10 protein-coding genes are annotated in these 14,363 nt (G+C 52.3%); 8 read left to right on the plus strand and 2 right to left on the minus strand.

Going from position 1 to position 14,363, the window contains the following annotated elements; translation table 11 throughout:
* The first annotated feature begins 9 nt into the window (after nt 1–9).
* A complete protein-coding gene (locus EHSB41UT_RS14210) occupies nt 10–2,160 on the plus strand; it encodes a 3-hydroxyacyl-CoA dehydrogenase NAD-binding domain-containing protein (RefSeq protein ID WP_087110967.1) in 2,151 nt (716 codons plus the stop codon).
* Between the two features lie 17 nt (nt 2,161–2,177).
* Here the strand turns inward: EHSB41UT_RS14210 and EHSB41UT_RS14215 are convergent, their stop codons facing one another.
* Both EHSB41UT_RS14215 and rbsD read right to left on the minus strand, forming a co-directional pair.
* Nucleotides 2,178–3,701, minus strand: a complete 1,524-nt coding sequence (locus EHSB41UT_RS14215) for an FAD-dependent oxidoreductase (RefSeq protein WP_087110969.1) — start codon at nt 3,699–3,701, stop codon at nt 2,178–2,180.
* Between the two features lie 100 nt (nt 3,702–3,801).
* On the minus strand, nt 3,802–4,206 hold the full coding sequence (gene rbsD / locus EHSB41UT_RS14220) for a D-ribose pyranase (RefSeq protein ID WP_087110971.1): 405 nt from the start codon (nt 4,204–4,206) through the stop codon (nt 3,802–3,804).
* Between the two features lie 194 nt (nt 4,207–4,400).
* Between rbsD and EHSB41UT_RS14225 the strand changes: the two genes are divergently transcribed.
* The 7 genes from EHSB41UT_RS14225 (at nt 4,401) to EHSB41UT_RS14255 (ending at nt 14,362) form a co-directional block, all read left to right on the plus strand.
* Complete coding sequence (locus EHSB41UT_RS14225) at nt 4,401–5,585, plus strand: CaiB/BaiF CoA transferase family protein (RefSeq protein WP_087110973.1); 1,185 nt, start codon at nt 4,401–4,403, stop codon at nt 5,583–5,585.
* A 67-nt stretch (nt 5,586–5,652) separates the two neighbouring features.
* Nucleotides 5,653–6,555 carry a hypothetical protein gene (locus EHSB41UT_RS14230; RefSeq protein ID WP_087110974.1) on the plus strand — a complete coding sequence of 301 codons (903 nt, stop codon included), beginning with the start codon at nt 5,653–5,655 and terminating at the stop codon, nt 6,553–6,555.
* Between the two features lie 98 nt (nt 6,556–6,653).
* Nucleotides 6,654–7,808: an isobutyryl-CoA dehydrogenase gene (locus tag EHSB41UT_RS14235; RefSeq protein ID WP_087110976.1), complete on the plus strand. Its 1,155-nt coding sequence runs from the start codon at nt 6,654–6,656 to the stop codon at nt 7,806–7,808.
* A gap of 62 nt (nt 7,809–7,870) precedes the next feature.
* Nucleotides 7,871–8,647 (plus strand): enoyl-CoA hydratase, encoded by a 777-nt coding sequence (locus EHSB41UT_RS14240; protein ID WP_087110978.1) that lies wholly within the window; start codon nt 7,871–7,873, stop codon nt 8,645–8,647.
* A 130-nt stretch (nt 8,648–8,777) separates the two neighbouring features.
* A complete protein-coding gene (locus EHSB41UT_RS14245) occupies nt 8,778–11,792 on the plus strand; it encodes a hypothetical protein (protein ID WP_133060523.1) in 3,015 nt (1,004 codons plus the stop codon).
* 251 nt (nt 11,793–12,043) lie between these two features.
* Nucleotides 12,044–12,754 carry a putative ATP-dependent zinc protease gene (locus EHSB41UT_RS14250; protein ID WP_087110982.1) on the plus strand — a complete coding sequence of 237 codons (711 nt, stop codon included), beginning with the start codon at nt 12,044–12,046 and terminating at the stop codon, nt 12,752–12,754.
* A gap of 39 nt (nt 12,755–12,793) precedes the next feature.
* On the plus strand, nt 12,794–14,362 hold the full coding sequence (locus EHSB41UT_RS14255) for an inactive transglutaminase family protein (RefSeq protein WP_087110984.1): 1,569 nt from the start codon (nt 12,794–12,796) through the stop codon (nt 14,360–14,362).
* Nucleotide 14,363: the final 1 nt, after the last annotated feature.

The raw sequence follows: 14,363 nt of genomic DNA on the forward strand, positions 1-14,363 counted from the left end.
GAGGGAGCCATGAATAACCAATCTACAGCTATCCGTTACGAAAAAGACGCAAATAATATTGTTCACCTGATCATGGATAATCCCAACGGCTCCGCCAATGTGATGGACAGGGATTTCCAGGACAGTTTCTCTGCCGTGACCGCGCGTCTGGTTGAAGAAGCCGCTGATGTGAAAGGCGTGATCTTCCGCTCTGCGAAAAAGACCTTCTTTGCCGGGGGCGACTTGAACAGCATCTATAAGGTGACTCCGGCCGATGCTGAAGAGTTCTTCGCCATGGTGGAAAGCCTGAAGGCCAACATGCGCAAGATCGAAACTCTGGGTAAGCCGGTTGTTGCTGCCATTAACGGTGCGGCTCTTGGTGGCGGCTGGGAAATCTGCCTGAGTGCTCACCACCGTGTTGCACTGAATGATGAACGCATCAAGGTTGGCCTGCCAGAAGTGACTCTGGGCCTGCTGCCGGGTGGTGGCGGTGTGGTTCGTACCGTGCGTATTCTGGGTCTGGAAGCCGCTTTCCCACTGCTGTTGGAAGGCAAGCAGGTTTCTCCATCCAAAGCACTGAAGATGGGCCTGATGTCCGAGCTGGCAACTGATGCCGATGATCTTCTGGCCAAGGCCGTGGCCTTTATTGAAGCCAATCCAAAGTCTGCCCAGCCATGGGATCAGAAGGGTTACAAGATGCCTGGCGGCAAGCCAAGCTCGCCGGCGATGGCGCAAAAGCTGGTTATCGCTCCGGCCATGCTGCGTGAAAAGACCAAAGGCTGCTTCCCGGCTCCGGAAGCGATTATGTCGGCAGCGGTTGAAGGCGCACAGGTAGACTTCGAGACTGCGACCCGTATCGAATCCCGTTACTTTACTGATCTGGTTGTTGGTCAGGTCAGCAAGAACATGATCGGGACCTTCTGGTTCCAGCTGAATGAAATTAAAAACGGCGCTCGTCGTCCGAAAGGTGTAGAGCAAAAGCCGGTGAAGAAGGTCGGTATCCTCGGCGCCGGCATGATGGGCGCGGGTATTGCCTGGTCCTGTGCGAGCAAGGGTATTGATGTTGTTCTAAAGGATGTTTCTCAGGAAGCGGCTGATAAGGGCAAGGCTTACTCTGAAGCTCTGCTGAAGAAGCGTCTGTCCCGTGGCCGTACGACTGAAGAGAAAAGTGCACAGATTCTGTCTCGCATCCTGCCAACCGACTCTGCGGATGATCTGAAAGGTTGTGATCTTATTATCGAAGCGGTGTTTGAAGACCGTGGCCTGAAGGCCAAAGTGACTCAGGAAGCCGAAGCTCAGCTGGACAGCAGTGCAATCTTTGCTTCCAATACTTCCACTCTGCCAATTACCGGTCTGGCTGAAGCCAGTGAGCGGCCAGAGCAGTTTATTGGTCTGCATTTCTTCTCACCGGTCGACAAGATGCCGCTGGTGGAAATTATCTGTGGTGAACAGACCTCCGACGAAACCCTGGCTTTTGCCTATGACTTTGTTCTGCAGATCGCCAAGACGCCGATTGTTGTAAACGACAGCCGCGGTTTCTTTACGTCCCGTGTGTTCGGCACCTTCCTGAACGAAGGTGTAGCCATGCTGGGTGAAGGTGTTCCTGCAGCTGCTATTGAGAATGCTGCACTGCTGGCGGGTATGCCGGTTGGTCCTCTGGCGGTGGCCGATGAGGTAAGCCTGGAACTGACCACCAAGATCCGTAACCAGACCATCAAGGATATGGAAGCGGAAGGCAAAACCTATGTGCCGCATCCGGCGGAAGCAGTGATCGACCGTATGTTGTCTGTTGATCGTAAAGGCCGGGCTGCGGGTGGTGGCTTCTATGAGTACAGCAAGGCTGGTAAGCAACTGTTCCCGGAACTGAAAACTATGTTCGGTGGTGAAGAACTGTTGCCACTGAAAGATATCAAGGAACGTCTGCTGTTTATTCAGGCGGTCGAGACAGCCCGTTGTTTTGAAGAGAACGTGCTGACGGCAGTTCGTGATGCCAATATCGGTTCTATCTTCGGTATCGGCTTTGCGGCCTGGAGTGGTGGCGCTCTGCAGTACATCAACCAATATGGTGTTGCTGAGTTTGTGGCCCGTGCCCAGGAACTGGCAGCTGCCTATGGTGAGCGTTTCGAGCCACCGGCACTGCTGGTGAAGATGGCTGAAAATGGAGAAGTCTTCAGCGACTAAGAGTTGACGATTTTCTGTTAACGATAAGGGCGGTTATTGAGCAGCCAGTTACTGGCTGCCATTGCCGCCCTTTTTCCTGCTGCGGCCGCAGTAATGGCCTGATTTACAGAACCTTTCACCGCATCTCCTGCCACAAAGATTCCCTCCTCTGGGGATCGGACATCCTGCAGATCATCGGATGGTGATGCACTCTCATCCATTATCAGTGTTTTGCTGATGATGGTTCCTTCACTGGTTGAAACCTGCCAATAACCGTAGAGGTGGGACATAACAACCTGCGTGTCGTTATCGATAACTCTGACCCCGGCATGAGTCACCTGCTTTCGCATACGTGCCTTTAGTGTCTGAACATTGATAGACCCGAAATCCGGCCAGAACACAGAGCTGTGGCTGGGATTGTTCGGCCAGGGGATCAATGTCACTTTATAGTTATCTCGTGCCGCATATAGTGCAGCACTGTATGCACCGGCTGAGTCGCCAATGATGATGACATCCTGTGTATTGTTATGGTTTGAACGTGTGAGCAGATTTTGCTGGAGCTGGACGAAGGTTTTGACACCTTCGGAAGCCTGGACGATATCAAAGGGGTTTGGGCTGCGTCGTGCAATTTTCAGCAGGGCCGAGCTGGTTACCTGATGTGGGTTCTGGCGGTTGCGAAGATAACCTTCTCTATCAAGCAGGGTAGCATCCACAAACTCGGTCACAGGCGTTTGGCCGGTGGCGATAAACAGAGCATCCACATCCAGGTGAGAATCAGTTGGCTGGCTTGAGTTCAGTTTCAGCCTGAGATTGTGCTGAATGTTCTGTAGAAAGTGTGAACGGTGGGTAATATTTACCGCCTGAGTCTCATAAAGAATGGTGACTCTTGGGTTCTTTTCGAGTTCCTGCCGATAGGTTTGCTGGGCCCGCAGCGTATCTTTACGTACCAGAAGAAAGACCTGTGAAGCGATATTGGCCATAGTCAGCGCCTGTTCGGCAGCGGTGTTTCCACCGCCAATAATCGCAACCGGCTGGTTCTGGTAATTAAATCCGTCACAAAGAGTGCAGGTATGGATATTGTCCCCGGTAGGCAGGTTGTCGCGGGTCATAATCTGCATGGGAATATTGGGTGACGCGCCGGGAGCTGCAATCACAGCGTGAGCAAAGTACACGCCCATGTTGGTACGCAGGGCAAAGTATTCTCCCTGCTTCGCTATACCATCCACATACAAAGACATTTTGACTCGATTGGTACTGAGACTGTGCTTTTTCATACGTACGATAAGCTCGGCACCGGATAAATGGTTGGGCTCACCGGGCCAGTTATCCAGAGTCGGAGTGCGGCTGATCTGCCCGCCAATATCGTTACCCGTCAGATGCAGCACACTCAGACCTGAACGTGTTGCTTCGATGGAGGCAGAATATCCGGAGGGGCCATCACCAATAACCGCGACATCCCAGATTTGGGGTTCAGCAAATGCAACTGCGCTCATCATCAGCAGGCTGCTGATAAACGTTCTGGTGATGGTCTGGTAAGTCTTGCTGAAAAAAGCCTTCATCATCCCTGCCCAATTAATCCCTTCTCTTCAGGAGTAATTGGACAGGTTTGCTTGCAGGAGTGTCCGTAGCGGCGTCAGCCTGTCAGCAATACTGACTGTTGTGTCAGTAGAACAAGCAGCCGGACTTAAGAATCACATTGGCAAAGGGCGTAAACTCGCCGGTACGGATCACCGAGCGGGATTCATCGGCCTGATGTTTGAGGCTCTCATGGGAGACGGTGGTTACGGTGATATCGTAAGGAGCCAGAGCATCCATCAGAGCGGCATAGATATCGGGACTTTCCTGGGACATTGCCGAAGCGATAACAGCTTCATCCACCTTCATCTCGCTAAGGATAACGCGCAGGGTATCAATAAAGCCGGGGATGCCTTCCGCCAGTGCCAGATCAACGCGAGGCGTTCCCGGTGCCACCGGCAGGCCGGCATCGGCAATCGTCAGGGTTTGGCCTTGTCCGATCTCTGCAACAATGCGAGAGAGTTCCGGATGCAACAGTCGTCCTTTTTTCATGATCTCCCCAGATTACTTGTTACTTTTGTTGGTATCACTCTACAAACACTGGCGATCAAAGTAGTTGACCCGTATCACCAAATAACAACAGGTTCTAAAAGCCAATGGTGCTGTCGGATTCAGCAATTCTCGCAAGGGTGAGAACACTTTATTCTGATCGCAGCGAGTTATTTAAGAATCCAAGGGAAATAACAATGTCACGCCCACTCTCCGGTTTAAAAGTCCTCGATTTATCCACACTGCTACCCGGCCCTTATGCCACGCAGTTGCTGGCAGATATGGGCGCGGAAGTGCTGCGAGTCGAGGCTCCGGAACGGGCAGACCTGGTTCGCAATATTCCTCCCTTTGTTGGCAAAGGCATTACTGCGGCTCATGCCTTTTTGAATCGCAACAAGAAGGGTATTGCCCTGAACCTGAAGAAGCCGGAAGCCGTTGCTGTCGTGCATAAGCTGGTGGAAGAGTATGACATTGTGGTGGAGCAGTTCCGCCCCGGTGTTATGGATCGCCTTGGGCTGGGCTATGAACAGCTGAAAGCCATCAACCCGAAATTGATCTTCTGTTCGATCACAGGTTACGGCCAAACCGGGCCTTATAAGGATCGTGCCGGGCACGATATTAATTATCTGGCTCTGGCGGGTTTGTCATCCTACAGCGGGCTTAATGATGGCCGGCCAGTTCTGTCCGGTACTCAGATTGCTGATATTGCCGGCGGCTCCCATCATGCAGTGATGGGGATTCTGGCTGCGGTGATTCAGCGCAGCACAACTGGTGAAGGTCAGCATATTGATATCAGCATGACCGACTGCGCTTTTGCGCTGAATGCCATGTCCGGCGCTTCCGCACTGGCAACGGGCAGTAAGCCAAAAGCCGGCCAGGAGATGCTCAATGGCGGCATCTTCTACGACTATTACCACACCTCTGATAATCGCTGGCTCTCTGTTGGCAGCCTGGAACCGCAGTTTGCCATGGGACTGTTTAATGCTCTTGGTCATCCGGAATGGGCGATGCGGGCCGCCAAAATGGCAGCTGAAGACCAGGCTTCACTCAAGCAGGATATCCAGCAGGTTCTGGCGACCCGTACCTTTGAAGAGTGGATGGCAGTGTTTGCGGAGCTGGATGTGTGTGTCGAGCCGGTTCTGGATATGCAGGAAGCCGCCGCACATCCTCAGGTTCAGGCACGGAATATGGTGGTTGAGGTTCCGGCTGGCGAAGAAACCGTGCGGCAGTCAGCTGCACCCATCAAGTTCTCTGGCAGTGAAGCGGCTTACAACCATATCGGTTCTGCGCTGGGAGCGGATACCGTGCAGGTGCTGCGCGAGCTTGGTTATAGAGAAGACGAGATTACCTCTATGCAGAGTGAAGGCGTTTGCCGAGGCTAGAACCCCACAGGGAGCTAACTGCTATTCTGGCTTAATACTGAACGGATAAAACAAGCGGGTTTCTGAAATGGACTTCAGACGCGTTTTTGCTTTTGCAGCTTTACTGCTCTCATGTGGAAGCTTTGCCGAGTTTCGTGAAAGCGATTGTGATACCAAAACCTGTATTGATCAGGTGCCGCTGGTAAAAGACAAATACTGGTCCACCGGCATTCTTGTTGGTTCCGTGTCGGCAAGCCTGAAAACCGGTGGTGTGTTTTATACCTCGGGTGAGCTGGAGTTCCTTTTGGGTGGTGGCCTTCCCGATAAATTCATTGGGAGATATCCTCCTGAAATCTACGATGTCTCCGTCGTCGAGGAAGATGAGGCGCTTTGGTACATCCTGCGAGGGTTGGATGATAGAGATATGGTGGTGCTGAACTATACCTATCCGTTTGTTCACAACCCGTTGAAGAGCAAAACCAAGTATCTGATTTATTCCTATGACGCTAACGAAAGTTTCGATTTCTCCAAGTCTTACCAGCGTTATCCTGACGGGATTGTTGATCGTGCCAGCTACAAGCAGGAAGCCTTGTTTAATCGGGATGGGCTGGCTGCCGGGCTAATCCTGCATGTTTCCCGCTGGGGACTTTCGCCTTACAAGCGCCGGTGTACAGTTTATCTGCATCGTGGTGGGATGAGGGTCATCACCCGCGATAAGTACTTTAAAGAAGATGTGAGCTATGTGGATGGCAACGGTGATACTCAGGTGCGCAAGGAATACAGAACAGAGCCGGTCAAGGAGCGAGTCCCTCATCTGATGATGTTGAATACCCTGAACGAAGATGTCTGTGCCTATGCAGAAGATGCGGCCCGGGGCGTAAAACGAGTGAGAATTGAGTTTTCCGGTTCAGAGTCTTCGCAGCCGCAGTATCTTACCGGTGTGGTGCTTCATAGTATTGCCGTTATTGAGGAGTCTCAGGATGCACAGTGATCTGTTGGTGATTTGTTAACAGCACTATCGTGACGCTGCTGCAGGCTCTAATATGAAGCCGTAAAAGTAAAAGAATAAAAAAGTAAAAGAGAGCCGTTATGAATTTTGAACTCACTTCTGAGCAAAAGGCTTTTCAGAAGGCTGCCCGGGATTTTGCCCGTCAGGAGCTAGCTCCCCACGCTGCAGAATGGGACCGAACCAGTCACTTCCCCGTTGATATCATCAAGAAAGCCGGTGAACTTGGCTTTCTCTCCATCTATACCCCTGAACATGCCGGTGGCATGGGACTAAGCCGACTAGACGCCAGCCTGATCTTTGAAGAGCTGTCTGCCGGTTGTACAACCACTGCTGCCTTTATGACCATCCACAATATGGCAACCTGGATGGTGGCGACTTTTGGTAATGAACAGGTGCGTGATACCTGGTGCCCGGAATTGGTGACCGGTGAGAAGCTGGCTTCTTACTGTCTGACCGAGCCCGGTGCCGGCAGTGATGCCGCCTCCCTGAAAACCACAGCAGTCAAAGAGGGTGATCACTATGTGATCAATGGCAGCAAGTGCTTTATCTCCGGAGCCGGCAGTACCGATGTGTTGGTGGCAATGGTGCGTACGGGCGAAGCTGGCCCCAAAGGTATCTCCACGCTAGTGATTCCTGCCGATGCCGAAGGTATCAGCTATGGCCGCAAAGAAGAAAAAATGGGCTGGAACTCCCAGCCAACCCGCACCATCACCTTTGAAGATGTGCGAGTGCCGGTTGCCAACCGTCTGGGCGAGGAAGGCGAAGGCTTCCGCTTTGCCATGAAAGGTCTTGATGGTGGCCGCATCAACATTGCCACCTGCTCGCTGGGTACCGCACGGGCGGCAATTGAGCAGGCGCGTACTTACCTGCACGAGCGCAAGCAGTTCGGTAAGGAGATTGGCGAGTTCCAGGCCCTGCAGTTCAAATTGGCTGATATGGCTACCGGGCTGGTGGCCTCAAGGCAGATGGTACACCTTGCGGCAGCCAAGCTGGATGCCGGTGATGCGCAGCTTTCATCCTACTGTGCCATGGCCAAGCGGTTCGCCACGGATACCTGTTTTGATGTTTGTAATGATGCCCTGCAGCTGCACGGCGGCTATGGTTATATCCGTGAATATCCGCTGGAGCGTTTTGTCCGTGACAGCCGGGTACACCAGATTCTTGAAGGTACCAATGAAATTATGCGGGTGATTATTGCCCGTCGTCTGCTGTCCGATGAAACCTTTCAGGTTTAACCTAGCTTCTTAGGTAGTGACGCCTTTTTACAATGACAGGAACAGGAAAGAGGATAATAACAATGAGTGAAGCCCTGATTCTGGAAAAGCGTGGTTCGGTTGCCACGATTACCTTGAACAACCCTCCAGCCAATACCTGGACGCTGGATAGCCTGAACCAGCTGGAAAAAATCGTTCAGGAGCTGAACGTCGACAGAGAGATTGTCAGTCTGGTTATTGTCAGTGACTCTCCGAAATTTTTTTCTGCCGGAGCGGATCTCAAACAGTTTGCCGACGGTGATAAAGAGCAGGCCGCTGAGGTGGCTCAAGCCTTTGGTCGGGCCTTTGAAACCCTGACTGACTTCCGGGGCGTTTCTATCGCTGCCATCAACGGTTATGCCATGGGTGGTGGTCTGGAAGTGGCTTTGGCCTGCGATCTTCGCATTGCCGGAGATCAGGCAGTTATGGCCTTGCCGGAAGCTTCTGTTGGTTTGCTGCCTTGCGCTGGCGGCACCCAGAATCTGACTTTGTTAGTTGGTGAGGGCTGGGCCAAGCGTATGATTCTGTGTGGTGAGCGAGTGAATGCTGAACAGGCTCAGACGATTGGTCTGGTGGAAGAGGTTGTCGCCACTGATGATCTTCGTGCCCGAGCTCTGGAACTGGCCCATCAGGTTGCCAAGCAAAGCCCTGACAGTATCGCGGCCTGCAAGCAATTGGTACAGATGGGCCGCAGCCTGCCGCAACGTCAGGTTCTGCCTGCGGAAAGAGAGCTGTTTATTGCTCTGTTTGATGGCGAAAATCAGAAAGAAGGCGTGAACGCGTTTCTGGAAAAACGTACTCCTGCATGGCAGTACGACTGATAGCTGTCTAATACGACCCTGTTATCCACCCTGACCGGTCAGCGCTGCTGACCGGCCTGTGATGTATTCCCCTTTTCAGCCTGATTAGCCTTGCCCGCTGGATACCTTTATCTGCAGGCAGGTGATGCTAATGAATGCACAAATCAGACCTCGGCGCGCACTGCGCTCTTCTAATCCACTCCCTCCTACCGGGACAGAGCCTTCCACAGGGAAGGGGAAAGGGCGCGCTAAAGTCAGTAAGCGTGATACCAGCACTGCGCAGATTCCTGCCGGACCATCGAGGTCTGGTAACACATCGACTCGCCAGCGTCGGGTCAACCTTCCTCCGAAAAATGATGGCTGGTTACGTCCAGGAACCATTGGCCAGACTTTTATGCAACTGCCTAACAACTTTGGCGGCAAGACTTGTGGTATCAGTGCCGGTCAGGCCTTCTTATCTTTTGCTGTCAGTGATCAATTGCTTGGTGAGATTAAAGAGCGTGAGTGTCCGGAAGAACTCCTGACAGATCGGGCTGCGGATGAAATCCCGGCACTGCAGGATTCCTGGGAACGCCTGAGAGACAGCTTTGTTGATTACCAGCTCGCCTTACGATGCCCTGAAGAAACAGAAGATGAAGGCGAAGAATCACCTCTGGATGCCAAGCTGATCGAGCTGATTGAAGCGAGTTATGTGTTTCACCAGATCTCCGGTGATCACCGTCTGGCTGATGTGCTCCCTTTTGAGGTTGACGTTGATAACAGCAGGCAGTCTGGGTTTCTCAGCAATGAAGTGTTGAACAAGATTCAGCAAGGTGATGTTGAAGAGTTTATGGAGTTTCTTCTGAACAGTATGGGTATGCTGCAGGGAGGGACGCGATGGAGCAACTTCCTGGAAGTCGAGTGGGGGCATCGTTACGAGCTGGGTATTGCTGGTGGTGAGCCGGTCTACCTGGATAAGCCTTTTGCTGTCCCGCTGCCGGATTACTGGATAGAGATTCCTTTTGCCACCAAGGCCGGGGAGTATCGTCCCACAAGTTTGCAGGACTATATCGGGAGTCGGGTTTACCAGTTACCGGGCGAGCCCATGAACTTTGATAATGGAGATGAAAGTCTCGCAAGAACCACAATAGAGAATGAAATTCAGGGCTTGTCACGCCGGCGTCTGGGTGCCCAGAAGAAGCGTCAGGTAACCCGGGAGCTGGAAGCGTTGAAGGTCAAAGAGTGGAATGGAGCCTGTGTTCCTCATGCTTCTCTTGTCCGACTGCGCATCGGTGAAAATAATGATGGCCTTTGTATTCGTCTGAACGTGGGAAAAAGTTCAGGTGAGCAGGAGAAAAGCAGTTTTGATAATGGCGAACTGACTGCAGCGGATACTGAACGCCCAGAGCTAAACATTTCACCGGTCGTGACCGGCAAAGAGCTGTTCAAGGAGTACTACTGCCACGAAGAACGTGAAAGTAGAAAGGATGAAGACGGAGCGTCTGTTGGCACCACCGATAAAATTTATTTTGTCTCCCAGGCCATGCCTCAGGAGCAGGGCGCAGCCTGCCAGTTAAGTCAGGCTATCTATGAGATGTTCGGCATGCAGGTCGCCCGTCTGACGCCTATCCGTCGGCGAGAGAAAAGCTCAAAGAGGGTATCTTTGAATCCGGATGGTCGGGTGATGCATGCCATGGATGTGCTCCCTGAACCGGCTGATTACACCAAAGTCGCGGTCAATCAGGCGATACGCAATGGCGTGTCTAATCAGGAAGCCGTTGTCGTAGATGCGTTGCTGGGGAATCTGGATGTTGCCAGCTCACGTCTCGCGGTTATGGAACAGGTGGTTGATGCCGCAGGGCAGACCGGGAATGTACTTTACCGTACCGACTTCTCCGGTTGTATGGGTTACAACCGGGAGAAAGGTTACCAGAAGCATGCTAATGGCTTTGATCGAAACCGTTTCGGTCTGGATGCTTCCAAAGATCTGCTGAAACTAAAGCGGGAAATGAATGCCAGTGATGAGAGTCTTCGCAAAGGTATGGCGCTGCTCTCACAGCTGACTGACAGTGATATCTGTGCGCTGGTTGCCTATCACTTGTCAAAGTACAAGACCGGAAGTCAGAGTTCTCAGCAAGATCAGGAGCAGGTGGTACGCACATTAATCAGTCGGCGGGACAGTCTTCTGAAGATGGCCCAGTTCAAGCCTACGGCTCAGGATCTGGATGAAGCCCACAAGATCGCTTTCTCCAGCCGTAATAAATCCCACCATGAAGTGGCATCGGCACTGGCTGGCAGTGATGGTCGCTTTGAGTTGCCGGAGGTTTATAACCTTGGGCAGGGCTCGGTTTATCAGGGACAGATTACCGCGATGGTGTGTCAGGTTGGTGATACTTCGCGCTCTGGCCACCTGATTACGCTGTTTGAGTATGGCGGTGAATGGATGGTGGCGGATGATCTGTGCAAGAGCCATGAAGCCGTGCTGCTCAGTGACTACTTGGATGACACCGTGAAGGGACATCTGGTAGATCAGAATGCTCCGAATGGCTGGGGAACCCTGGCCAATATGCTTACCAAGGATATGAAGCTGGTAACTCCATCCCTGCTGTTTGTTCGTCGGGTGGGTGAACAGTGCAGGCCGGAACTGGAACCGGAGTTTATGCGGGGACGGATGCAAAGCTGGCTGGATAATAATGCGCCAGACTCATCTGACGATCAGGTTGAAGCTATGGATGAGGAGCGCCCAGGCGCCTCGGATCCCCAGTCATCGGAAACCGACGAAATCTTTATAGTAGAAGACCCCGGCTCCGAAGAAGAAATGGAGCTGGTTGTTCTCGAAACCCGCAAACGCGGCCGAGGCTTCCAAAAGCCTGCACATCCAAAGGCGGTCAAAAAAGTCAAACTTGAACCGGTTGTGGTATCCAGCGATGAGGATGATACACAGGCTGATGATGAGTCCGAGGATGAGCCGCAACCGAAAGCAGTGAAAAAGAAAAAGACTCATAGCACGCGCAAAAGGGCAGTCAGTCCTGAGCGATCGTCATCGGAAGAATCTGCATCGTTCGATGACGAGGAACCGGTCAAAAAGAAAACCTCGATCAAGACGAAAAAGGTTCACAAGAGAAAGCTGCGACGCTCGACTATTAAGGAGCAGACCAAGCCGGTGATTCGACGCAAGCACTTCTAGATGGTCAAACGAGGGTACTGTTAATTCTTGTATTTAGGCCGTTGAAAATACGCACAGATAGGTTGCCATAATCTGATAAAATGAGTATGGCTACTTGTTTTGTGGGGGGCTCCCTCATTTCAAAAGCAGGTATCTGAGTATTGTCTGGTATGTGCCGTGTGTTGTGGGTTTTGCGCAGAGCCGTAAAACTTGTCTAGCAGGTTGGCAGGGCACTTCACCAGAGCTAAACATTTTCAACAGGATCTTACTCTATGCCTGCCTGTCGTATCCGCTGGTATAAACTATTGTGTCTGGCATTTGCCGGTTCTTTTCTGACTGCCTGTCAGTCTATTGCACCGGTGTTATCTCAAGACACCGCGCCACCAACGGTTATGGATAAAAAGCCCCAGGCAGAACAGGCCGAAACCGGTGAGAAGGAGCCTTCGCTCACACCGGAAACCAAGCCTCTGCCACTGTGCAAGCCTGTTGAGCCAAAGCCTGTGATCTGCCGGACACAGGTGATCTATCAGCCGGTTAAAATTGATGACAAGCTCACTATTGGTGAAGTTGAAACCATCGTTCTTCCGGGTATTGATAACCTTGCCCTGAAAGCCCGGATCGATACGGGTGCAGAAACCTCCTCCCTGCATATCACCAGCAGCCGCCTGTTTGAGCGGGATGGTAAGCGCTGGGTTGCGTTTACTGTTCCCCTGAATGAAAACGACAGTGTGACTCTGGAGCGTCCGCTATCCAGGACTGTGTTGATCAAACAGAAAGAGAATATGGAATCCATGCGTCGCATGGTTGTAGTACTCAGTGTTCGTCTGGGTACGCTGGAACGGAATGTAGAGTTTACCCTTGCTGATCGGGAGGGTTTTGAATTTCCTGCCCTGATTGGTCGCAACTTTCTCAAAGACATGGCTATTGTTGATGTGGGCCATGAGTTCCTTGCTACAGGATCCGGTGTTTCACCACAGTCCTGATCCGGTAGTTTATTCTCCTTGTTAATCTGAACGAGTTTCATGAAAAGTAACAAAAGCCAGGTGATGCTGGTGGTACTGTTTTTGGTACTGCTTGGCCTCACCGTTGCAGGCTATAAGCATTTTGTTTTGGGGTTCCCCCTGTTCCCCGGTGAGAAAGCGGAGATCTGGGATGTCGAAGCCCAGATACAGTTCCGTGGAGACAGTGGCCCGGTCAGCGTTTCTTTGGCGATGCCCGAGCCCGGCAGCAAGTTCAGCGTGTTGGATACTATGTATGCTGCTCCCGGTTATGGTTTTCGTACCATCGGGCAGGATGGCATAGAGCGTGCCGAATGGACCAGAAGGGAAGCTTCCGGTCGGCAGACCATCTATTACAAGATCAAGGTTGAAGACACTCTTCCCGAGCTTGCGCGGGTTGAGGATGAAGATACGCTGTCCGAACCGACAGAGAATACCGACGCTGTCTTTTTCTCTCCGAGTCTTGAAGGGGCATACAAGGCCGCAGCTGATGGCATTGTGGCTAATGCACAGGCGGAATCTTCGGACCAGTTGAGCTTTGTCGCCTTGCTGATTCGTGGACTGAATGAAGTGGAGTTCAGCCCGGAAGCCCGTTTTCTGGAAGACCTGTTAAGCGGTAACTCGGATTACACCCGGATCGACGTCACCATGCGTCTGCTTCAGGATGCCGGAGTGCCAGTACGCAAGGTACGTGGTGTGTTGTTGGAAGACACCCGTCGTAACCAGCCGCTGGTGGATATGGTGGAGGTGCATGTTGATGGGCACTGGACCATGTTTAATCCGGAAACCGGTGAGGAAGGTGCGCCAGGTAACTTCCTGCCCTGGCAGCGCGGAGGCGTTTCTCTGCTGGATGTGACTGGTGGCTATAACTCACGAGTGACCTTCTCTGCCATTTCCCGTTCTGTACCGTTGGAAGAGCTGGCGGTTGAGCAGGGGCGTCAGGCACGCACTGCATTGGTGGATTTCTCTCTCTACGCGCTGCCGATTGAAGAACAGAATGCCTACCGCTATATCCTGCTGGTGCCTATCGGTACCTTGATTGTGGTGTTGATGCGTATTCTGGTGGGCCTGAAAACCAGTGGTACCTTTATGCCGGTACTGATTGCCCTGGCCTTCCTGCAAACAAAACTGCTCCCGGGGCTGGTGATCTTCCTGACCATTATTGCCATTGGTCTATGGATTCGCTTTATTCTCAGCCGACTTAACCTGTTGCTTGTGGCTCGAATATCCTCGGTGGTGATTGTGGTTGTTGGCATTATGGGAGCCATGAGCCTGCTCAGTTATAAGCTGGGTATCCAGCAGGCTATGAGCGTGACTTTCTTCCCGATGATTATTCTGGCCTGGACCATCGAGCGGATGTCGATCCTTTGGGAGGAAGAAGGTCCAAAGGATGTGTTCGTCAGCGGTGGTGGCAGTCTGGCGGTTGCGGTTCTTAGCTACTTCGCCATGACTAACGGATTTGTTGAACATCTGACGTTTAACTTCCCGGAGCTGCTGCTGGTGATTCTGGGCTTTACTCTGCTGCTGGGTCAGTACACAGGTTATCGTCTGCTGGAACTGAAACGCTTTCGACCGATGATTGAGGAGCGCTGAT

The sequence above is a fragment of the Parendozoicomonas haliclonae genome (assembly GCF_900174585.1).
Lineage (GTDB): Bacteria > Pseudomonadota > Gammaproteobacteria > Pseudomonadales > Endozoicomonadaceae > Sansalvadorimonas > Sansalvadorimonas haliclonae.